At 72.1% G+C, this 26,334-nt stretch carries 32 protein-coding genes, 1 tRNA gene and 1 pseudogene; 15 read left to right on the top strand and 19 right to left on the bottom strand.

From position 1 onward, the window contains the following. Nucleotides 1-85 precede the first annotated feature (85 nt). Entirely contained in the window at nt 86-1,939 is a 1,854-nt protein-coding gene (locus tag BXU09_RS04995) for an HRDC domain-containing protein (RefSeq protein ID WP_078300956.1), read from the top strand. Between the two features lie 28 nt (nt 1,940-1,967). Here BXU09_RS04995 and BXU09_RS04990 read toward each other — a convergent pair whose 3' ends face one another. From BXU09_RS04990 to BXU09_RS04970, 5 genes are all read right to left on the bottom strand, one after another. Then, nucleotides 1,968-2,318: an NAD(P)H-dependent oxidoreductase subunit E gene (locus BXU09_RS04990; RefSeq protein WP_078300954.1), complete on the bottom strand. Its 351-nt coding sequence runs from the start codon at nt 2,316-2,318 to the stop codon at nt 1,968-1,970. A gap of 4 nt (nt 2,319-2,322) precedes the next feature. Next, on the bottom strand, nt 2,323-3,123 hold the full coding sequence (locus tag BXU09_RS04985; RefSeq protein WP_078300953.1) for an ABC transporter ATP-binding protein: 801 nt from the start codon (nt 3,121-3,123) through the stop codon (nt 2,323-2,325). 4 nt (nt 3,124-3,127) lie between these two features. After that, complete coding sequence (locus tag BXU09_RS04980) at nt 3,128-4,093, bottom strand: iron ABC transporter permease (RefSeq protein WP_168174605.1); 966 nt, start codon at nt 4,091-4,093, stop codon at nt 3,128-3,130. Nucleotides 4,094-4,151: 58 nt separating this feature from the next. After that, complete coding sequence (locus tag BXU09_RS04975) at nt 4,152-5,027, bottom strand: ABC transporter substrate-binding protein (RefSeq protein ID WP_078300950.1); 876 nt, start codon at nt 5,025-5,027, stop codon at nt 4,152-4,154. Between the two features lie 303 nt (nt 5,028-5,330). After that, entirely contained in the window at nt 5,331-5,993 is a 663-nt protein-coding gene (locus tag BXU09_RS04970; RefSeq protein WP_078300948.1) for a lysophospholipid acyltransferase family protein, read from the bottom strand. 152 nt (nt 5,994-6,145) lie between these two features. On the opposite strand from BXU09_RS04970, the gene BXU09_RS04965 reads away from it, so the two are divergent. After that, a complete protein-coding gene (locus BXU09_RS04965) occupies nt 6,146-6,781 on the top strand; it encodes an NAD(P)H-binding protein (RefSeq protein WP_078300946.1) in 636 nt (211 codons plus the stop codon). Between the two features lie 51 nt (nt 6,782-6,832). Here BXU09_RS04965 and xseB read toward each other — a convergent pair whose 3' ends face one another. Next, nucleotides 6,833-7,072 carry an exodeoxyribonuclease VII small subunit gene (xseB, locus tag BXU09_RS04960; protein WP_078304764.1) on the bottom strand — a complete coding sequence of 80 codons (240 nt, stop codon included), beginning with the start codon at nt 7,070-7,072 and terminating at the stop codon, nt 6,833-6,835. A 29-nt stretch (nt 7,073-7,101) separates the two neighbouring features. On the opposite strand from xseB, the gene BXU09_RS04955 reads away from it, so the two are divergent. Beyond that, complete coding sequence (locus tag BXU09_RS04955; RefSeq protein WP_078300944.1) at nt 7,102-7,761, top strand: flavin reductase family protein; 660 nt, start codon at nt 7,102-7,104, stop codon at nt 7,759-7,761. A gap of 89 nt (nt 7,762-7,850) precedes the next feature. On the opposite strand, the gene BXU09_RS04950 is transcribed toward BXU09_RS04955, so the two are convergent. The 3 genes from BXU09_RS04950 to BXU09_RS04940 form a co-directional block, all read right to left on the bottom strand. After that, nucleotides 7,851-8,471, bottom strand: coding sequence for a DNA-3-methyladenine glycosylase (locus BXU09_RS04950; RefSeq protein ID WP_078300943.1), 621 nt, complete (start codon nt 8,469-8,471; stop codon nt 7,851-7,853). A gap of 97 nt (nt 8,472-8,568) precedes the next feature. Further along, on the bottom strand, nt 8,569-9,420 hold the full coding sequence (locus BXU09_RS04945; protein WP_078300941.1) for a serine protease: 852 nt from the start codon (nt 9,418-9,420) through the stop codon (nt 8,569-8,571). Nucleotides 9,421-9,504: 84 nt separating this feature from the next. Continuing rightward, complete coding sequence (locus BXU09_RS04940; RefSeq protein ID WP_078300940.1) at nt 9,505-11,046, bottom strand: S8 family peptidase; 1,542 nt, start codon at nt 11,044-11,046, stop codon at nt 9,505-9,507. A gap of 298 nt (nt 11,047-11,344) precedes the next feature. Between BXU09_RS04940 and BXU09_RS20905 the strand changes: the two genes are divergently transcribed. Next, on the top strand, nt 11,345-11,491 hold the full coding sequence (locus BXU09_RS20905) for a hypothetical protein (protein ID WP_168174559.1): 147 nt from the start codon (nt 11,345-11,347) through the stop codon (nt 11,489-11,491). Nucleotides 11,492-11,577: 86 nt separating this feature from the next. After that, the gene (locus BXU09_RS04935) at nt 11,578-12,075 is read left to right on the top strand and encodes a YbaY family lipoprotein (RefSeq protein ID WP_168174558.1); all 498 of its coding nucleotides are present in this window, start codon (nt 11,578-11,580) and stop codon (nt 12,073-12,075) included. 49 nt (nt 12,076-12,124) lie between these two features. On the opposite strand, the gene tmpR is transcribed toward BXU09_RS04935, so the two are convergent. From tmpR to BXU09_RS04915, 5 genes and pseudogenes are all read right to left on the bottom strand, one after another. Continuing rightward, nucleotides 12,125-12,886 (bottom strand): bifunctional dihydropteridine reductase/dihydrofolate reductase TmpR, encoded by a 762-nt coding sequence (gene tmpR, locus BXU09_RS04930; RefSeq protein ID WP_240501026.1) that lies wholly within the window; start codon nt 12,884-12,886, stop codon nt 12,125-12,127. After that, complete coding sequence (locus BXU09_RS04925; RefSeq protein WP_078300936.1) at nt 12,883-13,293, bottom strand: NUDIX domain-containing protein; 411 nt, start codon at nt 13,291-13,293, stop codon at nt 12,883-12,885. The genes tmpR and BXU09_RS04925 overlap by 4 nt, the downstream gene beginning before the upstream one ends. A gap of 46 nt (nt 13,294-13,339) precedes the next feature. Then, nucleotides 13,340-14,569 carry an ABC transporter permease subunit gene (locus BXU09_RS04920; protein ID WP_346417554.1) on the bottom strand — a complete coding sequence of 410 codons (1,230 nt, stop codon included), beginning with the start codon at nt 14,567-14,569 and terminating at the stop codon, nt 13,340-13,342. Nucleotides 14,570-14,670: 101 nt separating this feature from the next. Then, a pseudogene (locus BXU09_RS22090) lies at nt 14,671-14,724 on the bottom strand (hypothetical protein); the annotation flags it as partial. An 80-nt stretch (nt 14,725-14,804) separates the two neighbouring features. Next, the gene (locus BXU09_RS04915; protein WP_078300935.1) at nt 14,805-15,713 is read right to left on the bottom strand and encodes a DMT family transporter; all 909 of its coding nucleotides are present in this window, start codon (nt 15,711-15,713) and stop codon (nt 14,805-14,807) included. A gap of 173 nt (nt 15,714-15,886) precedes the next feature. Here BXU09_RS04915 and BXU09_RS04910 point away from each other — a divergent pair, with 173 nt between their 5' ends. The 3 genes from BXU09_RS04910 (at nt 15,887) to BXU09_RS20900 (ending at nt 17,236) form a co-directional block, all read left to right on the top strand. Then, nucleotides 15,887-16,126 carry a hypothetical protein gene (locus tag BXU09_RS04910; RefSeq protein WP_078300933.1) on the top strand — a complete coding sequence of 80 codons (240 nt, stop codon included), beginning with the start codon at nt 15,887-15,889 and terminating at the stop codon, nt 16,124-16,126. A 70-nt stretch (nt 16,127-16,196) separates the two neighbouring features. Further along, nucleotides 16,197-16,844 carry an SRPBCC family protein gene (locus BXU09_RS04905; protein ID WP_055362732.1) on the top strand — a complete coding sequence of 216 codons (648 nt, stop codon included), beginning with the start codon at nt 16,197-16,199 and terminating at the stop codon, nt 16,842-16,844. Between the two features lie 224 nt (nt 16,845-17,068). Continuing rightward, nucleotides 17,069-17,236 carry a hypothetical protein gene (locus BXU09_RS20900; RefSeq protein ID WP_168174557.1) on the top strand — a complete coding sequence of 56 codons (168 nt, stop codon included), beginning with the start codon at nt 17,069-17,071 and terminating at the stop codon, nt 17,234-17,236. A 20-nt stretch (nt 17,237-17,256) separates the two neighbouring features. Here BXU09_RS20900 and BXU09_RS04900 read toward each other — a convergent pair whose 3' ends face one another. Further along, nucleotides 17,257-17,586: a hypothetical protein gene (locus BXU09_RS04900; protein WP_078300932.1), complete on the bottom strand. Its 330-nt coding sequence runs from the start codon at nt 17,584-17,586 to the stop codon at nt 17,257-17,259. Continuing rightward, a complete protein-coding gene (locus BXU09_RS04895) occupies nt 17,583-18,182 on the bottom strand; it encodes a TetR/AcrR family transcriptional regulator (RefSeq protein ID WP_078300930.1) in 600 nt (199 codons plus the stop codon). Before BXU09_RS04895 ends, BXU09_RS04900 begins: the two co-directional genes overlap by 4 nt. A 166-nt stretch (nt 18,183-18,348) precedes the next feature. Between BXU09_RS04895 and BXU09_RS04890 the strand changes: the two genes are divergently transcribed. Both BXU09_RS04890 and BXU09_RS04885 read left to right on the top strand, forming a co-directional pair. Continuing rightward, a complete protein-coding gene (locus BXU09_RS04890) occupies nt 18,349-19,434 on the top strand; it encodes a histidinol-phosphate transaminase (RefSeq protein ID WP_078300928.1) in 1,086 nt (361 codons plus the stop codon). A gap of 65 nt (nt 19,435-19,499) precedes the next feature. Continuing rightward, complete coding sequence (locus BXU09_RS04885) at nt 19,500-19,784, top strand: YkgJ family cysteine cluster protein (RefSeq protein ID WP_078300927.1); 285 nt, start codon at nt 19,500-19,502, stop codon at nt 19,782-19,784. A 13-nt stretch (nt 19,785-19,797) separates the two neighbouring features. Here BXU09_RS04885 and chrA read toward each other — a convergent pair whose 3' ends face one another. Further along, nucleotides 19,798-20,946: a chromate efflux transporter gene (chrA, locus tag BXU09_RS04880; protein ID WP_078300924.1), complete on the bottom strand. Its 1,149-nt coding sequence runs from the start codon at nt 20,944-20,946 to the stop codon at nt 19,798-19,800. Between the two features lie 226 nt (nt 20,947-21,172). On the opposite strand from chrA, the gene BXU09_RS04875 reads away from it, so the two are divergent. From BXU09_RS04875 to BXU09_RS04865, 3 genes are all read left to right on the top strand, one after another. Next, nucleotides 21,173-21,976, top strand: a complete 804-nt coding sequence (locus tag BXU09_RS04875; protein WP_078304761.1) for a VC0807 family protein — start codon at nt 21,173-21,175, stop codon at nt 21,974-21,976. Between the two features lie 108 nt (nt 21,977-22,084). Further along, nucleotides 22,085-22,169, top strand: a tRNA-Leu gene (locus tag BXU09_RS04870). Nucleotides 22,170-22,262: 93 nt separating this feature from the next. Continuing rightward, nucleotides 22,263-22,511, top strand: coding sequence for a hypothetical protein (locus BXU09_RS04865; RefSeq protein ID WP_144011983.1), 249 nt, complete (start codon nt 22,263-22,265; stop codon nt 22,509-22,511). 66 nt (nt 22,512-22,577) lie between these two features. Here the strand turns inward: BXU09_RS04865 and BXU09_RS04860 are convergent, their stop codons facing one another. Next, nucleotides 22,578-23,726 (bottom strand): glycosyltransferase family 4 protein, encoded by a 1,149-nt coding sequence (locus BXU09_RS04860; protein WP_078300921.1) that lies wholly within the window; start codon nt 23,724-23,726, stop codon nt 22,578-22,580. A 70-nt stretch (nt 23,727-23,796) separates the two neighbouring features. Here BXU09_RS04860 and hisA point away from each other — a divergent pair, with 70 nt between their 5' ends. Beyond that, nucleotides 23,797-24,510: a 1-(5-phosphoribosyl)-5-[(5-phosphoribosylamino)methylideneamino]imidazole-4-carboxamide isomerase gene (hisA, locus tag BXU09_RS04855; RefSeq protein WP_078300919.1), complete on the top strand. Its 714-nt coding sequence runs from the start codon at nt 23,797-23,799 to the stop codon at nt 24,508-24,510. A gap of 18 nt (nt 24,511-24,528) precedes the next feature. On the opposite strand, the gene BXU09_RS04850 is transcribed toward hisA, so the two are convergent. Next, nucleotides 24,529-25,689 (bottom strand): YihY/virulence factor BrkB family protein, encoded by a 1,161-nt coding sequence (locus tag BXU09_RS04850; protein WP_078300917.1) that lies wholly within the window; start codon nt 25,687-25,689, stop codon nt 24,529-24,531. A gap of 145 nt (nt 25,690-25,834) precedes the next feature. On the opposite strand from BXU09_RS04850, the gene BXU09_RS04845 reads away from it, so the two are divergent. Beyond that, a complete protein-coding gene (locus BXU09_RS04845) occupies nt 25,835-26,260 on the top strand; it encodes a thioesterase family protein (protein WP_078300916.1) in 426 nt (141 codons plus the stop codon). Nucleotides 26,261-26,334 lie beyond the last annotated feature (74 nt).

Here is a 26,334-nt window from a genome sequence, read left to right as displayed (position 1 = left end):
GCACTTTGTAAGGGTCTGGGCGTTTCGGGCGCGTGAACGCCGCCGCTATTCCCCCGGTTGCGCCGGGTACGTCACAATGGCGGGTATGACTGATGCTCCTGCCTCCCTGCGTCCTGACGCCCGCCTCGTGCGCCTGCACGCCGAACGCGGTGACCCACAGGCGCGGCTGGCCGGCGCGCTGGCCGCGCTGGAAGGCGCCGACTGGGGTCTGCTGCTGCGTGACCACGCCGCCCTGGCCCTCCAGCTGGCTGCGTTGCTGGGCAGCGGCACCCTGCGCGTGGACCCGCGCGTGCGCGTGAACCGCGACGCCCTGGCCGACGCCGGACTGGCCGCCGCGCCGCTGGACGCCGACTGGCGCGGCGCGCGCGCCGTGTGGCTCCTGGAGGCCACCACCGACGACCTGGACCGCGCCCGCCGCGCCGGGGTGCCGGTCATCGCGGACGCCACCCTGGCCCCCGGTGGGGACTGGCTGCGGCGCGGCGCGGCGCTGGCCGTGTACCGCGACAGCGTGACCCTGACCGGGCACGGTGACGCGCCGCTGACCGCGCTGTTCGGCGCGGGCCGCGCCCCCACGGCGGTCGGCGCGCCCCCCAGCGACCTGAGCGTGTCGCTGGCCCTGCGGGACGCCGCGACCCTGCCGCTGCGACTGGCCCGCGCGGCCCGCACGGCGGCGCAGCTGGCCGAGCGGCTGGGCGGCGCGGCGCAACTCGCCGGCCCGACCGCGCTGCTGCTCTCACCGGACGCGGCGGCCGACACGACCGCGCCGTCCGGCGGGGTCCTCGCGTCGGCCCGTAGCGTGGGCGGGGGCGTGCTGCTCACGCCGGGCCTGGAGGACCTGAGCGTCAGCCTGGAGTTGCTGCGCGCCGCCGGGACGGTCCGCCCGGAGCAGCCCGCCCAGACACAAACCCAGGCCCAGGCCCAGGCCCAGCCCGAGCGGGCGCCGTCCGAGCCGTCCCAGCCGGGGCGCGACCGGACGCCACCTGCCCAGGAACGCGACGGCCCGCCCGAGGCCAGGGGAGACGACCGCCGCGAGTTCCGCCGGGGGGGCCGTGACCGCGCCGCGTTCGACCGTGGAGGCCGCCCCCGCCGCGACGAGGGGCGCCGGGATGAAGCTCGCCGGGATGAAGGGCGCCGTGACGAGCCGCGCCGTGAAGACCGGCCGCGCCGCGAGGCTGGCCCGGACCGCGTGACCTTCGAGGCGCCGGCCGCCGCGCCGACTCCGACCTCCACCCCTGCCACGACCCCCGCGCCGGTCCAGGCTCCAGTGCAGGCTCCGGCCGAGGAGGTCTGGGAGCCGGAGATCGTGTTCAGCGATACTCCCTCCCCGGCGCACATGCCGCTGCCGATGCCGGTCAGCTCCGGCCCGGACGCCCCGAACCTGCCGGCGGGCCTGCCGGACGTACGACACCTGGACCCGCTGCCCGCCGACGCGCCCTCTGAGACGCCCGCCAGTGAGTCGGAGCAGCCCGCGCCCCAGACCGCCCAGACGCCCGCCGCAGATGCCCGGACAGACGCGCCCGCACCGCGTGGCGACCGTCCGGCCCGCAGTGACCGGCCGGCCCGTGGCGAGCGCCCCGACCGTGGTGAACGCCCGGCCCGCAACGAGCGTCAGGGCCGCCCGCTGCCCCGCGGCGCCGCGCCCGTGACGGCCGACCTCACCCCGGTCACGCTGGTCCCGGACCTGCCGGGCGGCAAGGAGGACCCGGCCGCCGACCTTACGGACGACCAGGCCGCCGTGTACGCCCGCCTGCGCGACTGGCGCAACAGCGAGGCCAAACGCCAGGAGATCAGCCGGTTCATCGTGGCCAGCAACGCCACCCTGGCCGAGATCGCCCGCCGCGTCCCCTACACCGAGGCGGACCTGCAGGAGGTGCGCGGCATGGGCCCCGAACGCCTGCGTAAGTACGGTCAGCAGATTCTGGAAGTCGTGCGCGGCTGACCCCCGCCCCCATTCCTGCTGGGCGCCGCTACCCCTGCCCGTCGGGGCCGTACTGATGCTCGGCGGGCAGCGGCCCCTGCTCGTGTACGGCCTGCGCGATGCGGGCGGCCAGCGGGAAGTCCACGGCGGCGTACCACGCTTCTTCCAGGCCCCCGCCGGGCGCGGCGCGGTACACGCACAGGCTCGGGCCGAAACTGCACGAGCCCAGGCAGCCGCTCTCGGTCAGGCGCAGCGTCCCGCCGCGTTTGTAGTACGCCAGCGAGGCGCGTTCCAGGTGGTTCCACAGGGCCTTGTGCAGCAGCGCCGACCCGCGCGCCTGACAGTTGGGGCCCTGGCAGACGAGCAGGTGGCCGTGGGTGGGGAAGTACTTGGCTGGCATCGCCCTAATCCTCGGGGATAACCAGCAGGCGGTCTGCGTCCTGCACCACCCTGACCCGCACCCCGTACGCCGCGTGCAGGTGCGCGGGCGTCAGGACGTCGGCGGGCCGTCCGCTGGCGAGGACCTGCCCGGCGTGCAGCAGCACCAGCCGGTCGGCGCGGGCCGCGAGGTTCAGGTCGTGCAGGACCGCCACGACGCCCAGCCCCCCGGCCACCTCGCAGCGCAGGTACCGCACCACGTCCAGCGCGTACGCGAGATCCAGGTGGTTGGTGGGTTCGTCCAGCAGCAGGAACCGGGGTTGCGCGGCCAGCGCGCGCGCCAGGGCCACGCGCTGGGCCTCGCCGCCCGACAGTTCCGACACGCGCCGGTCCTCGAAACGGCGGGTGTCCGTGCGGTCCAGCGCGGAGTCCACGGCGGCCTCGTCCTCGGGCGTCCAGGGGGACCGGGGCAGCAGACCGAAGCGCCAGTCGCCCGCCCCGCGCCCCAGGGCGACCACGTCCCGCACGCGCGCGGCGGCCGGCAGGCCCTCGCTCTGCGCCAGGAACGCCAGTGCCCGTGACCGCTCGGCGCGGCTCCAGCTCCGCAGCGGCTTTCCGGCCAGCCTCACCTCGCCGCGTGTGACCGGGGTCAGGCCGATCAGTGCGCGCAGCAGCGTACTTTTCCCCGCGCCGTTCGGGCCGATCACGGCCGTGAACTCGCCCGGCGCGAACGTGGCGCTCACGCCCCGCACCGCCGGGAACGACCCGGCCTGCACGTGCACGTCGTGCGCCTCCAGCCGGTCCGGACTGCTGGCCGGGCTCTGCATGGGCCTACTCACTGGATTGCCGCCTCAGCAGCCACAGGAAGAACGGCCCGCCCAGCAGCGTGGTCACGATCCCCACCTGCGACAGGGGCGTGGTGCGGGCCAGCAGGTCCGCGTACACCAGCAGCGCCCCGCCCAGCAGTGCCGAGAGCGGCAGCAGCGTCCGGTGACCGGGGCCGAACATCAGGCGCACCACGTGCGGCACGATCAATCCCACGAAGCCGATCACGCCCACGTACGCCACCGCGCCCGCCGTGGCGACGCTGGCCGCCACGACCGTGATCAGCCGGAGTCGCTCGACCGGCACGCCCAGACTGCGGGCGGTCAGTTCCCCCAGTTGCAGCGTGTCGAGCGCGCGGGCCAGCAGCAGCAGCGCCCCGCCGCCCAGCGCCGCGTACGGCAGGACCGTCAGCACGTCCGGCCAGCCGCTGAAGCCCAGGTCGCCCAGCGTGTACGCCAGCACCTGCCGCGCGCGGTCCTCGCCGCGCAGGATCAGCGCCGTGGTGGCCGCGCTCAGGACGCTGCCCACCACCACGCCCGCCAGGATCAGGCGGTTCGGCGGAAAGCGGCGGCCCTCGCGCGCCAGGGCCAGCGTGCAGGTCACGGCGGCCAGCGCCAGCAGCAGCGCCGTCACGGGAATCAGGGTGCGCGGCCAGCCCGACACGATGGCGATGGTCGCGCCCAGCGCGCTGCCGCTCGCCACGCCCAGCAGGTACGGGTCGGCCAGCGGGTTGCGGAACACGCCCTGGAACGCGCCGCCGCACACGCTGAGGCTGGCGCCCACCAGCACGCCCATCACCACGCGCGGCAGGCGGATCTGCCACACGATCACGTCGTTCCCGGCCAGCTCCTGACCGGTCACGCCGCGCCACAGCGCGCCCAGCACCTCGCCGGGCGGCACGTTCACGCTGCCCAGCCCGGTGCCCAGCACCACCGCCGAGAGCAGCAGCAGCACCAGCCCGGCCGTCTTCAGGGGAAGCGCCAGGGCACCGGCCGCTCCCCGGCGGTCACTCGCGGCGGCCTCCACCGGCTTACTTGAACAGTTCCGGGTGAACGATCTTCGCCAGGCCGCGCAGCGCCTGCGGCAGACGCGGACCGGGGCGGCCCAGCATGGTGTTCAGCTCGGCGGGGATGTTCACGACCCGCCCGGTCTTCAGTGCACTGATGCTGTTCCAGCCGGGCCGCGCGCCCGCCGTCTTCGCGTCCACGCCCAGGATCAGCTGCGGGTTGGCCTTCACAATGAATTCCGGGTCCACCTTCGGGAAGTCACCCATGCTGGCCGGAATGATGTTCCGCGCGCCCGCCTTGGTCAGCAGCACACCCATGAACGAGTTCGGGCCGACCGAGTACGGCGTCGGGTCGATCTCCAGGTAAGCGGTGGGCTTGCGCACCACGTTCCTCGTCAAGATCTCCACGCGGGCAATGTCGCTCTTCATGCGCGTCACCAGCGCCCGCGCCTGCGCCTCGCGGTTCACGATGCGGCCCAGCGTCAGGGTCTTGCTGAACACCTCGTCGTACGTTTCCGGGTTCACGGCGACCACCGTGATGCCCGCCTGCGTCAGCGGCCCCTCCAGCTTCCCGTACTGACTGACCAGCACCAGATCCGGCTTCTGCGCGATGATCGCCTCGATGTTCGGGTCGTACAGGCCGCCCATCTTCGGCAGCTTCATGACCGCCTGCGGGTAATCGCTGTACGCGTCCACGCCCACCAGCTTCTCGCAGGCGGCGATGGCGCACAGCGTCTCACTGGTGCTGGGCAGCATGCTCACGATCCGCCTGGGCTCGGCCTTCACCGTCACGGTGCGGCCCAGGTCGTCTTTCAGGGTCAGGGGGTAGGAGGTCGCGGCAGACGCGCCGCCCAGGGTCAGGAAGCCGGTCAGGGCTGCAGTCAGAAACGTGCGGTTCATGGGGTGCTCCTCGCCCCTCGCCCGGAACGACAACGCCGCCCCGGAGTGGGGCGGCGCAGGGATCAGCAGTCCGTGGGCAGGCGCGCGCCAGGGGCGAGGCAGCCACGGCGTGCCCCCTACTCCGCGAGAGGTCATGCCACACGCCCCCCGGGTGCCGGGCAGGCGTGAACGGCGGGGGTGCTCGGCCTTGCCCACCACCAGGGGCGGGTTACCGTTGCGCGACAGGACCGGACTCTCACCGGATTTCCCCCCGCAGCCGTCACCGCCCAGCATAGCGCACGCCGCCCCCGGCCCGCCGGACCGTCAGTACGCCCGGCCGACCGGTACGGCCAGTTCCCGCAGCGCCACGCCCAGTTCCGCCGTGACGCTCTTGATCCCCCCGCGCGGCGAGATGGGCTCACCGAAACGCACGATCCAGCGTTTCCCGTCGCGGCTGATCCCGGCCGGCAGGATGGGTGCGCGGCCCTTCGCGGCGATCAGCGCCGCCCCGCCGTGCAGTTCGCCGCCGCCGCGCGTGCCCTGCGGGAAGATGCCGACCGTGCCGCCCGCCTTCAGGATCCGCAGGGACGTGCGGACCGCGCCCAGGTCGTTGCCGCTGCGGTCCACCGGGAATGATCCCCCGGCGCGGATCACGTCCCCGACCAGCGGCACGAACAGTTCCTTTTTCGCCATGAACTGCAGGAACCGGCCCGGCGGCAGGGCGCGCGCCACCAGGAACGGGTCCAGGCCGCTCACGTGGTTGGCCGCCACGACCAGCGGCGTGCCCGCGACCGGCACGTGCTCCCGGCCGTGCACTTCCAGGTGCATGCCGCTCGCCAGGACCGGCAGGTACGTCACGTTCACCACGAAGCGGTACACGGCCGGAATGACGGGGGGCGGGCCGGGTTCAGGCCGGGCGAGGCGCAGCGGGCTTCCCGACTCGGGCGAGCGGGAGCCGTTCAGGTCAGGGCGGGCAACTTCACTCATCAAAGCAGAGGATACGCCCGCCGCGCCGCCCGCGCAGGCCCGGCCTGACCGGACGGCCCGTCCGCGACGCTAAGGGCCGCGTGAAGACCGCTCGCCGCGCACCGTGAGCAGCCCGACAGTGACCAGCGGGGGCGGCGCTCAGGCTGGGCGGCATGAAGATCACTGTCATCGGAGCGGCCGGAGGCGTGGGCCGCCGCGTCGTGCATCAGGCCGCGCAGGCCGGTCATGCCGTCACCGCTCTCGTTCGCACGCAGGAACAGGCGGACATGGTCGCCCTGCACGGCGCGGCCCCCGTCCTGGGCGACCTGACCGGCCACTGGCAGCACGCCCTGGACGGCGCCGAAGCCGTCGTGTGGGCCGCCGGGGCCGGCACCAGCGGCCATTACCGGGCCATCGACGGCGACGCCCTGATCGCCCTGACCGACGAACTCGCGGGCCGCGCCGCCACCGGAGGCCCGCGCCGCCTCGTGGTCGTCAGTTCCATGGGCGTGGACCGCCCGGAGCAGATGCCGCCCTTCCTGCACGCCGTGCTGCGCGTCAAGGCCACCTCGGACGCGCACGTGCAGGCCAGCGGACTCGACTGGACCATCCTGCGCCCCGGCGGCCTGACCGACACGCCCGGCACCGGTCAGGTCAGCGCCGGACTGCCCGCCCCGCGCGGCATGATCCCCCGCGACGACGTGGCTGCCGCCGTCCTGGCTGCCCTGCACGAACCCGGCAGCGTCGGCCTGACCACCGAACTCGTCAGCGGCAGCACGCCCGTCCGCGAGGCCATCGGCGGGCAGTAGCCAGCGGGGGGAGGGAGGGTCGCAGGTCAGTCACGCTCCGCTCCCCACGGTCTATTCAGCGTCGGATTCGTCTTCCGGATCGCCGTCGGCCCAGTCGCCCGCCAGGACGCCGCGCACCGCCTCGATCCGCTCGCGGCACTGGGCGTACGCCTCGCGGGCCTCCTCCAGCAGGGGCAGCACGCGGTCCAGGTCGGCCTCGCCGGATTCCAGTTCCGCCGCGATGCGGGACAGCCGCGCGTACGCCTCGCGGTACGGGACGGGGCCGGGCGGGGTGGGCTGAGGCTCAGTCATGACCGGCATGCTACCGCTACGCTGCGCGCATGACCCAGGCCCCCACCCCGCCGGACGCGCAGCACTTCGACCTGACCGCGCTGCCCGCCGCCGCGCGCTACAAACTGCTGACCGCCACGGTCGTCCCGCGCCCCATCGCGTGGGTCGGCACGCTCGGCGCGGACGGGCACGTGAACCTCGCGCCGTACTCGTTCTTCGGGCTGATGGGCAGCGACCCGCCCGTCGTGGCGTTCGCGCCCGGTGACCGCGCCGACGGCACCCCCAAGGACACCGCGCTGAACATTCCGCCCGGCGGCGAGTTCACCGTGAACATGGTCAGCGCCGCCCTGGCCGACGCCATGAGCGCCACCGCCACCGACTTCCCGCACGGGCACGCCGAACCCGACGCGCTGGGCATTGCCCTCACGCCGGGCGTGAAGGTGCGTGTGCCGCGCGTGGCCGCCGCGCCCGCCGCGCTGGAGTGCCGCGAGGTGCAGACCCTCATGATTGGCCGCACCCGCATCATTCTGGGCGAGGTGCTGGGCCTGACCCTGCGCGCCGACGCCGTGCAGGACGCCGAACGCCACCACGTGGATACCGCCGCCCTGGACCTGATCGGCCGCCTGGGCGGGCGCGGCACCTACGCGCACACCCGCGACACCTTCACCATCGACCGCATTCCCTTCGAGGAGTGGCAGAAGGGACAGTAGGGAGTGGGTAGGCCTTGACGTGGGCACAGGCGCCGCGTACACGCTGTTGACCATCAACCATCAACCATCAACCATCAACCATCCGCCGCTCACACCGGTTCCCCGCCGCCCTTCACGCGGGCGTTGTCGGCCCAGATGTAGCGGGCGGCCAGGGTGCGATACGGGCTCCAGCGGGCCAGCACGTCGGCGGGCGCAGCGTCCGGGTGCAGGCGGCTCAGGCCCTGGCGCAGCGCGAGGTCCCCGAGGCTGAAGACGTCCGGGCGGGCCAGGGCGAACATCAGGAACATCTCGGCGGTCCAGCGGCCGATGCCGGGCAGCGGCAGCAGCGCGGCGATCACGGCCTCGTCGTCCTGCGCAGCCAGGTGCGCGAACTCCACCGCGCCGGTCTTCGCGGCCTGTGCGATGGCCTGCACGGTCCGTACCTTCGCCCAGGACAGGCCCGCGCCGCGCAGGGTGTCGCCACTGGCGGCCAGCAGGGTGTCGGCGGTCACCTCGCCCAGCGTGGCGGTCAGGCGGGCGTGGATGCTGGCGGCGGCCTTCACGCTCAGCTGCTGCCCGGTCACGTTGCGGATCAGCGTTCCGAACGGGTCCGGGGTGGGCGTCAGGACCGGCAGGTCGCCCACGCGGGCGATCACACCGGCCAGGACGGGATCAAGGGACAGGTGCGCGGTCGCCGGGGCGTGGCTGGTCAGCGGAGCGGAGGGAGGCACGCGCCCATTCTCGCGGATGGGGTTGGGTGGCGGGCAGAGAACAGCGAACCGGGCGGGGAAGCCTCGGTTCGCTGCGGGGAGGAGTGGTCGGCGCGGGTTACTGCGCGGCGATGCCGGTGTTCTGCGCGATCCAGTTGATGAAGCCGTTCACGCGGGTGTACACGCCGTAGCCTCGGCATTCGAGTGGGCCGTAGCTGACGGCGCCCAGCACGTAGAACTTGCCGTTGTACGGCGCGGCCAGCGGGCCGCCGCTGTCGCCGTTGCAGGAGTCCTTACCGCTGGAGTACTTGCCGCAGATGGTGTTCGCGGGGCGGGTGCCGCAGTCGCTGCCGGTGGGCGTGATCGGAATGGTGACCTCGCGCAGCGCGGTGGGGCTGTCCGCGCCGGTCTCGGTCTTGCCCCAGCCGCTCACGGTGGCGCTCTTGCCGTTCACGTCCAGAATCGCCTCGACCGCGTTGCCGGGCAGCGCGGCGGGTTTCACGGTGCTGCCCAGCGTGAAGGCGCTCACGCGGATCAGGGCGATGTCGTTGGCGTAGGTGCTGGGGTTGTAGCTGGGGTGCTTGATGATCTGCGCGGCGGTGCGCAGCTGCCCGGTGCTGGTGGTCAGGTTGTTGATGCCGGCGCGCACCCGCATGGAGCTGGCGCTGTAGCCGTCCACGCAGTGCGCGGCGGTCAGGATCCACGTGGAGCTGATCAGGGTGCCGCCGCACCAGCCGCCCGCGAGTTCGGTACTGGGCGTCACGCTGACCTGATAGGGCCGGTTGGTGACGTTGGTGACCGTGCCGTACACGATCTGGCTGCTCAGGTCGCCGAAGGCGGGGGTGGTGCCGGTGACGGTCAGCGACTCGGCGGGCAGGGCGGCTTCCGGGGTGGGGGCGCTCTGGGTGGAGCAGGCGGACAGGGCCAGGAGGCCCAGGGCGGTCAGTGCGGCGTGCAGGGGCTTGAACATCGGATACCTCGTGAGGGGAGAGGGGGGGGCGGGCGAACGAAACGGACCGCCCCCTGGGGGAGGACGGTCCGTGGTGGGCGCGGGTCAGCGGGTTTCGGTGAGGGTGTAGCTGCCGCTGCCGGAGTAGGCGTACACGCGCCAGCGGTACGTGCCGCTGGTGCCGGTGTAGGTGATGGCCTCGGTGCTGGTGCTGCCCTCGGCGCGGGCGACGGTGGTCCAGGTGCTGCCCGAGAGCTTCTGGAGGAACAGGTCGAAGTCGGTGCCGGACGGGCCGCTCAGGTTGCCGCGCAGCGTGCCGCCCGCGTAGCTGAAGCCGGCGGTGCCGGGCTGGTAGGAGTTCCCGCGGCTGGCGACGGTGCCGGTGTAGGTGGTGCCGGCGGGCGGCGGGGTGACGGTGCCGGTGCCGGTGAACAGCAGGCGGTTGGGGCTGCCGGTGCCGGCGCCCGTGACCTTGCCGGTGGTGGCGTTGTTGATGAGGGTGCCCGTCACGCCGCTGCTGGTGCTTCCGCCGTTCGCCAGCGCCAGGGCGGCGGCGCCGGCCACGTGCGGGGCGGCCATGGAGGTGCCGCTGATGGTGTTCGTGGCGGTCGTGGAGCCGATCCAGGTGCTGGTGATGTTGCTGCCGGGCGCGAAGATGTCCACGCAGGTGCCGAAGTTGCTGAAGGAGCTGCGGGCGTCGGTGTTGGTGGTGCTGCCGACCGTGATGGCGCTGGCGGCGCTGGCGGGCGAGACGTTGCAGGCGTTCTGGTTCTCGTTGCCGGCGGCGACGACCATCACGAGGTTCTGGCTGGCGGCGCTGTTCACGGCGTCGTTCACGGCCTGGCTGAAGCCGCCGCCCAGGCTCATGTTCGCCACGGCCTTGGCCGAGCCCTTGTTGCTCACGGCCCAGTTGACGCCGGCGATCACGCCGGAGTTCGTGCCGCTGCCGGAGCAGTCCAGCACCTTCACGGCGACCAGGCTGACGCCCTTGGCGACGCCCCAGGTGCTGCCGCCGACCGTGCCGGCCACGTGGGTGCCGTGGCCCTGGCAGTCGGTGTTGTTGCCGTCGCCGGTGGTGTTGGTGCCCCACACGGCGCGCCCGCCGAAGTTGGTGTGGGCGGTGTTGATGCCGGTGTCGATGATGTACGCCTTGATGCCGCTGGCGGTGGTGTCGTAGGTGTAGCTGCCGTCCAGCGGGAGGTTACGCTGGTCGATGCGGTCCAGGCCCCAGGTGGCGCCGGTCTGGGTGGCGCTCATGCGCATGACGGCGTCCTGCTCGATGTACTTGACGCGGGGGTCGGCCTGCAGTTTGTTCAGGTTCTGGGCGTCGAGTTTCGCGGCGAAGCCCTGGATGGTCTGGGTGTAGAGCTGCTGGACCTGCACGCCCTGCGGGTCGAGGCCCAGCGAGCTGATCAGGGCGTCGGCACTCTGGAGTTTGATGCTGCCGGCGCTCTCGCCGCCGCTCAGGACGACGATGTACTGGCCGGGGATGGCGTCGGGGTTGCTGGTGCCCAGGAGGGGGGCCTGCGTGCGCGTGACGGCCGCGTCGGTGGCGGTGTCGGCGCTGGGGGCGGCCGCGTTCTGCGTGCCGCAGGAGGCGAGGGCCAGGGTAAGGGCAAGTGTTCCAAGAGCGATGCGTGCGTTCATGGTGGACCTCCTGGGGTGTTCCTGAGGTGTCACGCGGGAATGACGGCAGGGGAACCGCTGCGCTGGGCGCGGTTTTCTGCGGTGCTTCTCGTATGAGTGTGGGAACTTGGCCGATGATACCCACAGCGGGGGCAGCGCTGCATGAATCGCTGTGGAATTGGTCACATTTGTCTTTTCGAAGATCAGAATGAGCGAAAAAGACCGACACCCACACTCAAAATGCCGTCCTGCATATCCGAACGCTCTCGATTGGTCCAGTCCTCTGTGAGGCGACTCTCATTTTACTCATTATGATTCTATGGTGCGCTCGCCGAACGAATGGCGCTGGGACGTCGAAAAAAATCCGTCTCTCGCGCTGGTGTCCGCCGGAATGCCTTTCGAAAGCACAACCGGTCACTTCCGGCTCATGAATTGGGAATTGCTGGACTGCGGCAACATCGCTTGACGGCCCGCCCGGACCCACTCCCGGGCAGGCGGACAGACAGATCCGGGCCTCTTGCAACGCCACCCTGCACGGGGCACCATGAGGATATGAACTTTTTCACACTCACTACCCGGTCGCTGCCGGGCCTGCTGCTGGCGTGCGCCCTGAACGCCGCGCCCGCCGGCGCCCAGATCATCCTCACGCCGGTCACGCCGCCCACCACTCCGTCGGCCACCCCCCGCAGCGCAGCCGACCCGGCCCCCAGGGGGGACCTGCCCGCCGGCTGGCGCGAGGTTCGCGGCACCCTGCGACCCGACCCGGCCCGCCCGCTGCCCACCCTGCCGCCCGGCACGCAGGCCACCCTGACCATCCGCGACAGCGCCCGCCCGGACACCCCGCTCGTCCGCGTGAGTTTCCCGGTCAGGCGCCTCCCCACCCCGTACTGGCTGAACTTCAATCCCGCCCGCCTCCAGAGCGGACACCGCTACACCGTGCAGGCCGTCCTGACCGACGCGGCCGGAACGACGCTGTGGCGCGCGCAGGCGCCGCTGCCCGGCACGACGCGCGCCCTGCTGCCCCTCACGCCCCAGCCGACCACGCCGTAAATCACCTCACGCTGAGCGCAGCTTCCAGGGCGGCGCGGTTCCGGGCCAACTACAAGTTCCAGCCGCCTGCCACTTCCAGTTCCTGCCCGGTCAGGTAATCGCTGGCCCGCACGAACGACAGCGCCGCCTGCACCAGTTCCGGGACGGTGCCGGGCCGCCCGGCCGGAATCTGCGCGACCGGCTGGCTGACGCTGGTGTCGATCACGCCGGGACTGACCACGTTCACGCTGACCCCACTGCCGGCCAGCACCACCGCCAGCGACCGGCTCAGTTGCAGCACCCCGGCCTTGGCGATCACGTACGGCACGATGCCGGGCCGCGCCACGTTCGAAGAGGCCCCCGCGTACCCCAGGTTCACGATGCGTCCCCAGCCGCGCGCCCGCAGCAGCGGCGCCGCCTCCTGACAGGTGGCGAAGGTGGCGGTCAGGTTGCTGCCCAGCATGTCGGCCCACTCGGCGTCCGTGGTGTCCAGCAGCGGGCGGTTCACGTAGTTGCCCACGTTGTTCACCAGCACCGCCAGTCCCGATTCCGGGAAGGCCGCGTGCGCCGCGCGGACCAGCGCCCGCGCCTGGGCCGGGTCGGTCAGGTCCGCCTGCAACGCGGCGGCCTGCCCCCCCTGCTCCCGGCACAGCCGCGCCGTTTCCTGCGCGTCGGCCTCGCTGCCCCGGTAATGCACCGCCACGTCGAAGCCCTCGGCGGCCAGCGCGACCGCCAGCGCCCGCCCGATGCCCCGCGACGCGCCGGTCACGAGCGCCGTTCCCCGGCCCTGGGAGGCAGCCTGATCCGGGGCGGTGTCGGTCCCGTCCGTCACTGCTCACCCCGCCGCAGCGCCAGTTCCACCAGCGTGCGCGTCACGCCGTTCAGCGGGTAGTCCAGCGCCCCGGACAGGTGCACCCAGGCCCACTCCTCGATCTCCTCGTTCGGGGTGATCTCGTGCCCGTCGGTGCTGGCAAAGAAATCCACCAGCAGCATGTGCGCGGGCTTATGGAACTCCGGGCTCAGGACCGATTCCTGCGTCTGCGCGTACAGCACGTCCCGCAACTCCAGGCCCACCTCCTCGCGGAACTCGCGGGTCACGGCGTCCAGCAGCGTCTCGCCCCACTCGACCTTGCCTCCGGGCACGCCCCACAGGCCGCGCCATTTCGTGGTGCGCACCAGCAGCACCCGGCCACCTTTGTCCCACACGAGCGCCCCCACACACACCAGCGGTCTGTCCATGCGGCCCAGGGTAACGCCCGCCGCGCCCGGCCGTCCGGGTGAACGCCTACCGACCCCGCCGCCGCATCACGCGGCGTTCCAGGCCCGTGATCAGCGCGTACACCAGCACCCCGTACCCGATCAGCAACGCGATCGCTGCGAACTGAGCCGCCTTGTTCTGGTACACGCCTGCCACCTGCACGGCCAGCCCCAGGCCCTTCTGGTTGGGGTCCACGAACTCCCACACGACTGCCCCGATCAGCGCCAGACTGGCCGCCAGCCGCAGGCCGCCCAGCATGACCGGCAGCGCGCCCGGCAGTTCCAGCCGCGTCAGCCGCTGCCACCACGACGCGCGCAGCGTGCTGAACAGCTCATGGAAGGTCGCCTCCAGCTCGCGCACGCCCACCAGGGTCGCCACCATGATCGGGTACAGGGCGCTCAGGGCCGACACGACTACTGCCGGCAGGAACCCGAAGCCCAGCCACGACACCAGCAGCGGCGCGAGCACCACGATCGGCGTGCTCTGCGACGCCACCACGAACGGACTGAGAAAGCGTTCCAGCGCCCGCCACTTCGCCAGCGGGTACCCGATCAGCACGCCGCCCAGCGCGCCCAGCAGCGTGCCCAGCAGCGCCGTGCGGACCGTCACCCCGAACGCCTCGGCCAGCGCCGGAGCGGTCCGGGCGGCCTCCTGCCACACCGCGCTGGGCGTGGGCAGCAGGAACGGCTGGTTCAGCGCCGCCGCGCCCAGCTGCCAGCCCAGCAGCGCCAGCCCCACAGCCAGCAGCGGCAGCAGCCACCCGGCACTGCGCGCGGCCGGCACGTCCGAGCGCACGCGGGTGCTGTCGCCGGTGCCCAGCACGGTTCGCAGGTGCGCCTCCAGCCCGTCGGTGTAGGCGCTCACGCGGCCCTCGCCGCGCGTGTCGAGCACCTCGACGATCCGCCCGTCGCGCAGGACCGCCACCCGGTCGGCCAGCCACACCGCCTCCCGGATCGAGTGCGTGACGAGCACCGTCGTCCGGCCCGTCTTCTCGTGCAGGTGCCGCAATTCGGCATTGAAGCGCTCGCGGACCAGCGCGTCGAGCGCCGCGAACGGCTCGTCCAGCAGCAGCACGTCCCCGCTCTGCGCCAGCGCGCGGGCCAGCGCCACCCGCGCCCGCATCCCGCCCGACAGTTGCGCCGGGAAGTAAGAACCGTACTCCTCCATGCCCACCAGCCGCAGCGCCTCCTCGGGCGGCAGGCCCCCCCGGCCCCCAGGTCGGCGGGCAGCGCCACGTTCCGCAGGGCGCTGCGCCACGGCAGCAACCGGTAATCCTGAAACACCAGCGCCGGGGGCGTCCCGATCCGCACCGACCCGGACGCGGGCTTCAGCAGGCCCGCCAGCACCCGCAGCAGCGTGCTCTTGCCGCCGCCGGACGGGCCGATCAGCGCCAGGAACTCGCCGCGCTGCACGTCCAGCGTCACGCCGCTCAGGATCACCTCGCCGCCCAGCCGCACCGTCACGTCCTGCACGCCCAGCGCCCCCGCGCCGCTCACGCGCGGCTCCCGGCGAGCGGCGCGGGCCGCCCGCGCGTGTTCACCAGCACCACGCCCGCCACCGCGATCAGGCCGCCCAGCAGCGTCAGGCGGGTCGGCACCTCGCCCAGCCACATCCAGGCGATCAGCACCGCGAACACCGGCGACACGTACAGGAACGAGGTCGTCACGCCCGCCCCCACCCGCGCGAGCGCGAACGTCCAGGTCAGGTACGCCAGCGCCGCCGGGAACAGCCCGATGTACACCATCGCCAGGTGCGCGTCCAGCGGCGCGGCCCGCAGCTCGGCCCCGAAACCCGGCAGGAACACCAGCATCGGCACGGTCCCCAGCATCAGCGACCACACCGTGAAGTGCAGCGGATTCATGCGCCGCAGCAGCGGCTTCTGAAACACGAAGTACACGCTCGTGAACACGGCCGCCGCCAGGATCAGCAGCGCCCCGCGCGTGAACTCCAGGCCCTGCCCGCCCCCCAGTACGATCAGCGCCACGCCCCCCAGACTGACCAGCGTGCCCGCCCAGCCCAGCGCGTTCAGCCGCTCCCCACCGAAGCGCGTGGCCAGCAGCGCCGTGATGACCGGCCCCGCCGCGATGATCAGGCTGGCCGTGCCCGCCGGGACGCTCACCTCGCCGTAGTTCAGGCACACGTGGTACAGCGTGATGCCCGAGAAACTCAGCGCCGCGATCCGCCCCAGGTCCGCCAGTGGCGGTACCGGAATCCGCGCGGCCAGCGCGTACACGCCCAGCGCCGCGCTCGCCACCAGAAAGCGGTACAGCGTCACGTGACCCGGCGTGAAGGCCTCCAGCCCCGCGCGGATCCCGGCGAAGGCCGACGCCCAGAACACGATCGTGACCAGAATCGCGCCCAGCGAAAGGGCGTCCAGGCGGGCGGAGGAAGCGGCACTCATATGGGCGCAGGGTAGCGCAGGGCAGCGGACCCGCCTCCCCCGCACCGTCCCCGCACCGCCCCCGCATGGTGCGAGCGTGGGCGGCACTTGGGGGAATCCACATCCACGCGCCGCCCGGCAGGGGAGAGGATGCAGGCCAGCACCCCTCACCTTCCCCGCCGCAGGAGGCCCCGATGACCGCACCCGACCGCTCTGAACCCATTCCTGAACATGAGCCTGAAACCAGCCCGGCGACCAGCACCCCGGAAACCGCGCAGGACCACACGGGCAGCGACCACGCCACCCACGGCGCGAACACCAATCTCGACCCCCACCTGCAGGGCGGCCCCGTCACCCCCGCCGACCGCGCCGCCACCCAGGACATCGAGGACCAGAATGCCGCGCCCGACGCCCCGAACCTCAAGGGGTCTTAATCTGGCCGGAGCAAGCCTTCACCCCCACCCCCGCACACCCCACTAGACTGACTCTCACGGAGGACGAATTATGACCAACAACGAAAGTGGAATGGATCAGACCCGCATGATCAGCGGCGCCGCCGGTGGCGCCCTGCTGCTGATGGGACTGCGCAAAAGAGGCGTGCTGGGCCTGGGCATGGCCGCCGTCGGCGGGTACCTCGCGTACCGCGCCGCGACCGGCAACGACCCCGTCATGGCTGCCGCTGGCCTGAGCGGGAACGCTGCGGCCGCCAAGCCGATCTTCGTGGAGCACAGCGTCGTCATCGACCGCCCCGCGCAGGACGTGTACGACTTCTGGCGCAAACTGGACAACCTGCCCCAGATCATGAGCCACCTCGAGAGCGTCACCGCCCTCGACGAGAAACGCAGCCGCTGGGTCGCCAAGGCCCCCCTCGGCACGCACGTCGAGTGGGAAGCCGAGATCGTGAACGACAAGCCCGGCCAGCGCATCGGCTGGCACTCCCTGCCCGGCGCGACCGTCGACAACGCCGGCAGCGTGCAGTTCGAGAGCCTGCCCAACGGCGGGACCCGCGTGCACGTCGCCCTCTCGTACCGCCCCCCGGCCGGCCCGCTCGGCGCGGCCGTGGCGAAACTGTTCGGCGAGGAACCCAGCCAGCAGATCGCCGAGGACCTCCAGAAGTTCAAGGCCGCCTTCGAAGGCAACGCCAAGAACTGAACGGCCCTGCCCGGTGAAGCCCACCGGCAGAGCCCCACCGGCAGAGCCCCACCGGCAGAGCAGAGAGAAGTGGGAGTGTCAGCAGATGTTCAGCTGACACTCCCACTTTCTCCTGTGTGCGTGGCAGACCGGTGTTCGCCCAGCGCACGGACTGCCGTGCAGGTGCCTGGAACTCCGATTGATCCGGGCAGTCCCCTCTGAAGGGAGTTGAGACTCTGATGCGAATGGTATTGATCTCTGCTGCGCTGGTCGTTCTCTATCTGGCGTGCTTTTATCTGGTGCAACTGCGTTTCGGCGAGGTCGGTGTCGGCGTAGCCATGCTGGCCATTCCGGTGACGAGCCTGCTGGTCGGAAGACTGTTCCGGGGCAGGTCAGCCGTACGGATGGACTGATCTGACACCACTTGACAGCCTTACAGCGTGCCGTCGTCCGCTTCGGCGGGGCCGCTCTCGGGGAGGCTCTGGGCGCCCTCCTCGATGACGGTCAGGGAGCGCAGGGTGGCGCCCTGATGCCAGCCGTAGGCGGGGTTCTTCAGGCCCAGGGCGGCGGCGATGGCCTCGGCGGTGCTGCGGGGCGGTTCGCCGTCCAGGCAGAACAGCAGGAATTTGCGGCCGCCGGGGCCGATGCGGATGAACAGGTCCTCGCCGATCTCGAGTTGCTGGGTGCGGCCCAGGCGTTCGGCGCGGCCCTGCGCGTAGCGGATCGCCTCGCGGATGGGCACGGTGACGGTGGGGTTGCTCACGGCTGCGCTCCGGTGGGGGCGCGCAGGCCGCCCAGCAGCATGTCCGCGAACTGTTCGGCCACGTCGCGCGGCGCGAGGCTGCCGCCGGGGCGGTACCAGGTGTACGCCCAGTTCACGGCGGACAGCACGAGGTACGAGGTCATCTTGATGTCCAGGTCGGCGCGCAGGGTGCCTTCCTGCACGCCCTGCGTGATCAGTTCGCGGTAGAAGGCGTCGATGGTGTCGCGCCAGCCGGTCACGCGGGCGTACGCCTCGGGGGACAGGTGTTTCCACTCGTGGAAGAACACGGTGGCGCTGTCCATGTTGTCCGCGACCACGCGGATGTGGCGGTACATGGCCTCGCGGAGTTTCTGGTCGGCGGGCATGGCCTCGGCGCGCAGCGTGAACAGCGCCTCGTCGAACTGCCGGGACGCCTGGTTGACGATCTCGATCAGCAGTTCTTCCTTGGAGGAAATGTGCGCGTACAGGCTGCCGCCCTGCATGCCCAGGTCCCCGGCGAGGTCGCGCATGCTGGTCGCGTGGTAGCCGCGCTCGGAGAAGAGGCGGCTGGCCGAGTCGAGAATCTGCTCGCGGCGGGGTTTGGCAGTGTCTGTCATGGTCGTGGGGGTGGGCGCGTGGCGTGCGGCGCTCCTGAGGGGCAGGGTAGCACGCTGCCAAACGGGCGTTTGGTGCGGCGTCTGTACCAATGCCTGTCGGGCGGGGTCGGCCGTGGGTCTGGCCTGGGTGGACGCCCGGCGGGGGGCGGGTGATACAACGAACCCCATGACCTCCACGCCCTCTGCCGACGCCGGAACCACTCCGGCCGGGGTGCGCGCCGCCGTGCGCGACGTGCCCGCCTACCCGTTCACGCCGCTGGACGTACCCATCAAGCTCGACCAGAACGAGAACCCCTACGATTTCCCGGCGGACCTGAAGGCCGAGGCCCTGTCGCGCATGGCCGCCCGCCCCTGGAACCGTTACCCGGATCTGCACGCCGACACCCTGCGTGAACGCATCGCCGCGTTCGAGGACTGGGACGCGGCCGGCGTGGTCGTCACGCCCGGCAGCAACGTCCTGATCAAGCTGCTGACCGAACTGGGCGGCATCGGGCAGACGGTCCTGACCGTGAACCCCACCTTCAGCGTGTACACCCTGGAGGCGCAACTGCTGGGCGCCGAACTGGTGCAGGTGCCGCTGAACGCGGACTTCAGCCTGCCGGTCGAGGCGCTGAAGGCCGAACTGGCCGCCCGGGCGCCCGGCGTGCTGTACATCACGCAGCCGCACGCCCCGACCGGGCACGTGGACGCCGAACGCGACATCCGCGCCCTGATCGACGCGGCCCAGGGCTGGATCGTGGTGCTGGACGAGGCGTACTACCAGTACGGCGGTCAGGACCACCGCGACCTGATCCGCGCCAACCCCCACTGCCTGAGCCTGCGGACCTTCAGCAAGGCCTGGGGACTGGCGGGCCTGCGCCTGGGTTACGCGCTGTCGCACCCGGAACTGGCCGGGCAGCTCCAGAAACTTGTGCCGGCCTTCAACGTCAGCCTGCTGGCCCAGACGGCTTTGGAAGTCGCGCTGGAAAACCCTGCCTATGTGCAGCAGCGTGTCGCCGAGGGCCTGCGCGAGCGGACGCGCGTGCTGGAGGCCGTGGCCGCGCACCCGACCCTGGAGGCGCTGCCCAGCGGCTCTAACTTCTTCCTGCTGCGCTCCCCGGACGCCGGGACCACCTACACGCACCTGCTGTCACGCGGGATCGTCGTGCGCCGCCAGGACCGCCTGCACCTGCTCGAAGGCTGCCTGCGCGTGGCCGTCGGCACGCCCACCGAGAACGACGCGCTGCTGGCCGCGCTGGCCGAACTGGCTTGATCAGGGTCGCCGGGCCGCTGCACCTGACGGCACAGGAAACGGCCCGGTTCACCCCGCCTGCCGGTGTGGCCCCGCGCAGTCCGGTCACGCGGGACTGCACGGCCTGCGGGGCCTGCTGCGCCGCGCCGGACATCCACGCGCTGAGTAAGCCGCTGGGCGTGCCGTGCGTGAACCTCGGACCCGATCAGGGGTGCGGGCACCTGTGCGCCGTGTACGACACGCGCCCCCACGTGTGCCGCGCCTACCAGCCGGACTGGGTGTGCGGCGAGGTCGCGCCCCTGCCCACCCTGCACGCCCGCGTGGGGCGGTTCCTGACCATCTACGGCCTTCAGGACGAGGCCGGTGTGTAGTGCCTGAAGGGGCCTACAGCGCCGCCCACCCGACGCCCGCGCAGGCCAGCACCACGGCCCAGGCGGGCCACCGCAGGACGGTCAGGGCGGCGTAGGCCAGCACGGCCAGCGCGAGGTCATGCGGGCCGCGCACGGCGCTGGTGAAGACCGGGTCGTACAGCGCCGCCAGCAGCAGGCCCACCACCCCGGCATTCAGTCCGGCCAGCGCGGCGCGGGCGGCGGGTCGGGCCGCCAGCGCCGCCCAGTGGGGCAGAGCGCCGACCATCAGCAGCGCGCCGGGCAGGAAGATGCCCAGCGTGGCCAGCAGCGCCCCGGCCGGGCCGTGCGCGGCGGCCCCCAGGAACGTGGCGAAGGTGAACAGCGGTCCCGGCATGGCGTTCGCCGCGCCGTACCCGGCCGTGAACGTGGCGGCCGGCAGCGCCGCGAAACTGCCCTCCAGCAGCGGCAGGACCACGTGCCCGCCTCCGAATACCAGCGCCCCGGCGCGGTACGTGGCGTCCAGCGTGGCCCAGCCCGGCCCCAGCGGCGCCAGCAGCGGCAGCGTCAGCAGCAGCGCCCCGGCCAGGAGCAGCAGCGCGGTCCCGGCGCGGCGCGACACCGGTACGGGCGGCAGGGCCGCGCCCCCCGCACCGACCGGCCCGGACAGCCAGCGCCACCCGACGCCCGCGCACACCAGCAGCGCCAGCAGCTGCGCGCTCGCGCCGGGCAGCAGCAGCAACGCCGACGCCGTGCCCAGCGCCAGCCCTGCCCGCACGCGGTCCGTGACCAGCGACGCCCACAGGCCCGCCACGGCCTGCGCGACCACCGCGACCGCCGCGAGCTTCAGGCCGGTCAGCCACCCGGCCTGCCCCGGATCGCCCAGGCGGGTCAGGCCCAGCGCCAGCGCCGTCATCAGGGCGGCGCTGGGCAGCGTGAAGCCCGCCCACGCGGCCAGCAGGCCCGGCCAGCCGGCGCGCAGCAGGCCCACGCTCAGGCCCACCTGCGAACTGGCCGGGCCGGGCAGGAACCCCGCCAGCGCCACCAGATCCGCGTACGCCGCCTCGCCCAGCCACGCGCGGCGCGTCACGAACTCCGCGCGGAAGTACCCCAGGTGCGCGACCGGCCCCCCGAAACTCGTCAGGCCCAGCCGCAGGAACACCAGAAACACTTCCAGAACACGCATCCCCCGGATCGTACAGGCCGGAGGTCAGGACGTGATACGGACTCCGATTGAATGGGTTGCAAAACCCGTCCAATTCGAGCGAAGCGAGCAGGAGAGAAGCGGGTTCCGGACGTGGAGCTGACAATCCGGTGAAGTTCCGGATTGTCAGCGAAACAGACGGAACCCGTATGGTGGGCCGGGCGCGGGCGCGGCGCACTCCTCACCTGTTGATGAGAGAATGCCCCCCATGAGTCAAGCGGCCCCCCCTCCCCCCGAACCCAGTCCTGCCCAGAAAGGCCGCGTGCCGAAGACCGTGTGGGACCTGGTGTTCACGCTGGTCATCCCGATCCTGATTCTCAGCCCGAACATCCTGGGCAGCGGCATCAGCGTTGCCGAGCAGGTGTTCGGCGGCGGCACGGCCGGTAACGTCCGCGCGTACCTGCTGGCCGCCCTGATTCCCGTGGCGTACGTGCTGTGGGATCTGCTCGTGAACCGTAACGTCAGCCCGGTCGCGCTGATCGGCGGGGCGGGCGCGATCTTCAGCGGCGCGCTGGCCTTCTGGTACGTGGACGGCTTCTGGTACGCCATCAAGGACTCGGCCCGCTCGTACCTGACGGGGCTGCTGTTCCTGATCAGCGCGGCGACCAGCGTGCCGCTGTTCCGGGTATTTCTGGACGCGAGTTCCATTGGCGAGAGCCCCGAGCACCGCGCCGCCACGCAGCGGGCCATGCGCGACCCCGCCGTCCACCGCGGGCTGGTGCTGGGCACGGTCGTGTTCGCGGTGGTGGACCTGATCGGCGGGGTCGTGAACAGCGTCGTGAACTACCAGCGCGTCACCGCGAAATTCGGCACGGACGACTTCAACGCGCAGGTGGCCGCCGTGAACGCCCTGATGCGCGTGCCGGGGCTGATCATCAGCTTGGTCGGCGTGTTCGGCGCGATCTGGCTGGTCAACCGCGCCGTGCAGGCCCGCTACGGCGCGGGCGCCAGCCTGTTCGAACCCGGCAAGCTGGCCGAACGCATGCGCGAACGCGGCGAACCCGTCGCCTGAACTCCGGCCCCCGCCCTTGCGGGGTGGGGGTTGACAGTTCTGGCACTCGCCTATAAAGTAAGCGAGCCCTGAAACGCGCCCGAGCGCGGGCGAGATTACCAAAGGTGTGCCGAGGTGGCGGAATTGGTAGACGCACTAGTTTCAGGGACTAGCGCCGCGAGGCGTGTGGGTTCAAGTCCCATCTTCGGCACCACAAGGAAAGCCCCAGCAGCAATGCCGGGGCTTTCTTGTTGCATGGCGTTCCCGGTGATCCGGCCCCCGGCAGTCCGGCGCGGTACGCTTGGATATGGGCGTCCCTGCCAGACTGCTGCTTTCGCTCTTGATCGCCGCGTGCGCGCTGCTGGGCCTGTACATGAGCGCCTATGCGTTCAGCGTGCCCCGGCCCACGCTGCTGGCCGCGCAGGTCGGCGGCCTGACCGGCGCGGCCGCCCTGATTGCCGCCGTGTGGCGTCGGCCCGGCCGCTGGCTGTGGCTGGCACTGCCCGTGGTGGTTGGACTGGCGACCCTGCTGCTCTGGCAGGGTGGAGGCCTCTGATGGCCTCCGGATGAGGCAGCGCTGCTGGGGAAGCCGGCGCAGCGGCCGGTCAGGGGTGGGGGAGGGTCAGCGGCGGGGGCGTTCCTGCCGGGCTCGTTCGTACACGGCTGCCAGCGCGGCGGCCCGCATGGGCAGGTCATACCGGGCGGCACTGAGGCGCGCGCCCTCCTGCAAGGCGGGCAGGCGGTCCGGGTGCAGGGTGTCCAGCAGGCCGTCCGCCAGGGCTTCGGGCGTGGGGGGGCGGACCGTGCCGTTCACGCCTTCCTCGATCAGGTCCAGCGCGGCGGGACTCTGCGCGGCGACCAGCGGGGCGCCCGCCGCGAGCGCCTCGATCATGCTCATGGGCAGCACCTCGCTGGTACTGGCCGTGATGAACGCGTCGGCGGCCGCCAGCGCCTCGGGCACGCGGGCGTACGCGACGGGACCGGTGAAGGTCACGCCCTCGGGCGCCTGCGCCTGCAGGGGCGCGCGGCTGGGGCCGTCCCCGACCACCAGCAGCTGCAATTCCGGGCGACTGGCCCGCGCGCGCGTAAAGGCGCGCAGCATCACGTCCAGGTTCTTCTCGGGGGCGAGGCGGCCCAGGTACATCACGAGCGGTGTCTCTGGTCCCACGCCGAACTCGGTGCGGAAGGCCGCGCCGCCCGCCGCGCGGAACGACGCGAGGTCCACCGGGTTCGGCATCAGGTCCACGCGGCCCGCGAAGCCGTACTCGCGCAGCATGTCCACCATCGCCCGGCCCGGCGCGAGCACGGCGTCCACCCGGCGCGCGAAGGCGCTCACGTGCGGGCGCAGCACGGCCCGGCCCACCCGTTTCGGCATGGGCGCGTAGTGCAGGTACTGGTCGTACTGCGTGTGCGCCGTGTACACCACGGGTGCCCCCGACAGCCGCGACCACCTCAGGGCCAGTTGCCCGGCCAGGAACGGGTGCATGGTGTGCAGCACGTCCAGGTCCCGCAGCGGCAGGCGCGAGGTCAGCAGCGGCCCCGGCGCCAGCATCACGGGGTAGTCGGCCGGGGCACCCAGCGCCCGCGCGCCCGCGAACGACGAGTTCAGGCGGTACACGCCGTCCTCGCGGGGCGGCATCTGCGGGTGGCGGGGCGCGAAGATCCGCACCTCGTGCCCGAGGTCGCGCAGGCCCCGCGCGAACAGGGCCGTGCTGGTCGCCACCCCGTTGCGGGACGGCAGGTAGGTAGCAGTGACAATCCCGACGCGCACGGGGGCAGTGTACCCCCCGCGTTCCCCCGGCGCGACCCGGCCGCCCCGCGCGGCCCGTATCCTGTGGCGCATGAGTTTGCCGCTGATCATTCCCTGCGTGGACATCCAGTCCGGCCGCGCCGTCCGCCTGTTCGAGGGTGACCCGGACCGCGAGACCGTGTACTTCGACTCGCCGCTCGACGCCGCGCGCCACTGGGTGAGCCTGGGCGCCTCCCTGGTGCATCTGGTCGACCTGGACGCCGCCACCGGACGCGGCGAGAACCGCGCCGTGATCGCGCAGATCACCGCCGAACTGGGCGTGCCGGTCGAGGTGGGCGGCGGCATCCGCAGCCGCGAGGCCGCCGGGGACCTGCTGCGCCTGGGGGTGCAGCGCGTCGTGATCGGCACGGCCGCCGTGAAGGACCCCGCCATGGTGACCGACCTGATCGCCGAGCATGGCCCGCAGCGGGTGGTCGTCAGCCTGGACGCGCGCGGCCTGGAGGTCGCCACGCACGGCTGGGCGCAGGGCAGCGGCGTGATGGTCGGCGACCTGACCCCCGCCCTGGCCGACGCGGGCCTGGAAACCCTGATCTTCACGGACGTGACCCGCGACGGCACCCTGCGCGGCCTGGACCGCGACCTGATGGCCCAGGTCCGGCAGCTGTGGGCGCACACCCTGATCGTGGGCGGCGGCGTGGCGAACACCGACGACGTGCGCCTGCTTCAGGACGAGGGCATCGAGGGGGCCATCGTGGGCCGCGCCATCTACGAGGGCACCCTGCCGTACCCCGTCACGCTGGACTGAAGGCGGCGGGCGGGCCGACTATTTCCGCCGGCCGCCCGTGATGCCCAGCACCCGCAGGACGATCACGGCCGGGACGGCCAGCACGGCAGTCACGGCGTTCCAGATGGCGGCGCGCACGGTCGGCAGTACGCGCCCCTCCTCGCGGCGCGGCACCCTGGGCAGCACGCGCGGCACCGGGACGCCCAGTACCCGGCCCCGGCTGTCGCGGACCGGGCTGTCCGCCTGCCGTTTCGCGTCGCGTTCCTGGCTGCTCTCGGTCGGGTCGATCTCGGCGCCCTGTGCGGCCAGGGCTTCTTTCTTGGCGGTGTTCGCCGCGCCGCCCGCGTGCGTGCCGAACTTCTGCGAGTACACCCACGTGACCTCGGCGCCGAAGAAGAAGATCATGGCCGAGTAGTAGATCCACAGCAGCAGCACGATCAGCGTGGCGGCCGCCCCGAACGCGCTGCCTGGAGCTGCCTGCCCCAGGTACAGGCCGATGCCCAGCTGCCCCAGCGTGAACAGCGTGGACGTGAAGAACCCCCCCACCCACACCTCGCGCCATTCCAGTTTCACGTCGGGCAGCACCTTGTAGATCCCGGCAAACACCGGCGCCAGGAACAGCACAGACAGCAGCGCCGTCCCGGCCCGCACGAAGAACGCCCCCGCGCCGATGGTGTCTCCCAGCCGCTGCGCGATGGCGGACAGGTACGTGTTCACGCCCAGGAACGCGATCAGCAGCAGCCCGATGCCCAGGATCATCAGGAACGACTTCACGCGGGTCCACAGGACATTCACGAAGCCCTGCGGCGGGCCGGGGTCCGCACCCCACATCGAGTTCAGGGCGTCCTGAAGCTGCACGAACAGGCCGGTGGCGCCCATGAACAGCGTCACGAACGCGGCGATGGTGGCCATCACGCTGCCTTTCTGCAGGGCGTCCGTGTCGATCAGGCCGCGCAGGAAGTCGGCCGCCTCCAGCCCCAGGTTCTGCGCGACGATCCCGGCCGGACCGAACAGGTCGTCCAGGACGGTGCCGCTGCTCAGGAATTGCCCGGCGACCAGCACGGCCAGCAGCAGCAGCGGCGCCAAGCTGAACATGGCGTAGTACGCGATGGCCGCCGCCAGCCGGGGAGCCTTGTCCTGCCCGAACGCGAGGAAGGCGTCGCGCAGGAGCGTGAAGATATCGGCCGGTTTGAGGGTCACGCGCGGTCCTTCATGACCGGCAGTGTACGTGCCGGCCCCGTGAGTGTGCGCCAGAGCGGCTTAAGGGACCGTTGAGCGCCCCCCGGCCCTGCCGGCCGGACGGCGGGGTGTCCAGGCAGCCCCGGCGCGCACTAGCCTGCGGGGCATGCAAGCCATTCCAGAGGGGTTCACGCAGACGTTGAGCGTGACCGTGACCGACGAGATGACCGTGAATTTCGGCGAACTGGGCCGACTGCACCCGGTGTACGCCACGTACTGGATGGCCCGGCACTTCGAGGAGGCGGGCCGCAAGATCATCCTGCCGTTCCTGGAAGACGGCGAGGGCGGCATCGGCACGCAGGTGGACGTGACGCACACCGCCAGCGCCCTGCCCGGCATGCGCGTGACCGTGACCGCCACCTTCGAGCGGCAGGAGGGGCGGCGCGTGACCGCCCGCATGGTCGCCGTGAACGAACTCGGCGACCAGATCGGGCACGGCACGACCACGCAGATGGTGCTGCCGCAGGCGCGCATCGACGCGAACTTCGACACCCTCCGGCAACGCTGGGCGGAGCAGACCGGGACGCCGTGACCCACCGCCCCCTTTCTGTTCACGCCCTGAACAGAGCGGGGGGCCTGTCTGGGCGGCTGCGTGCATTGTGTGCG

The organism is Deinococcus sp. LM3, from assembly GCF_002017875.1.
GTDB lineage: Bacteria > Deinococcota > Deinococci > Deinococcales > Deinococcaceae > Deinococcus.
The sequence above is the reverse complement of the archived record's forward strand: the minus strand, read 5'-3'. Positions and strand labels throughout refer to the sequence as shown.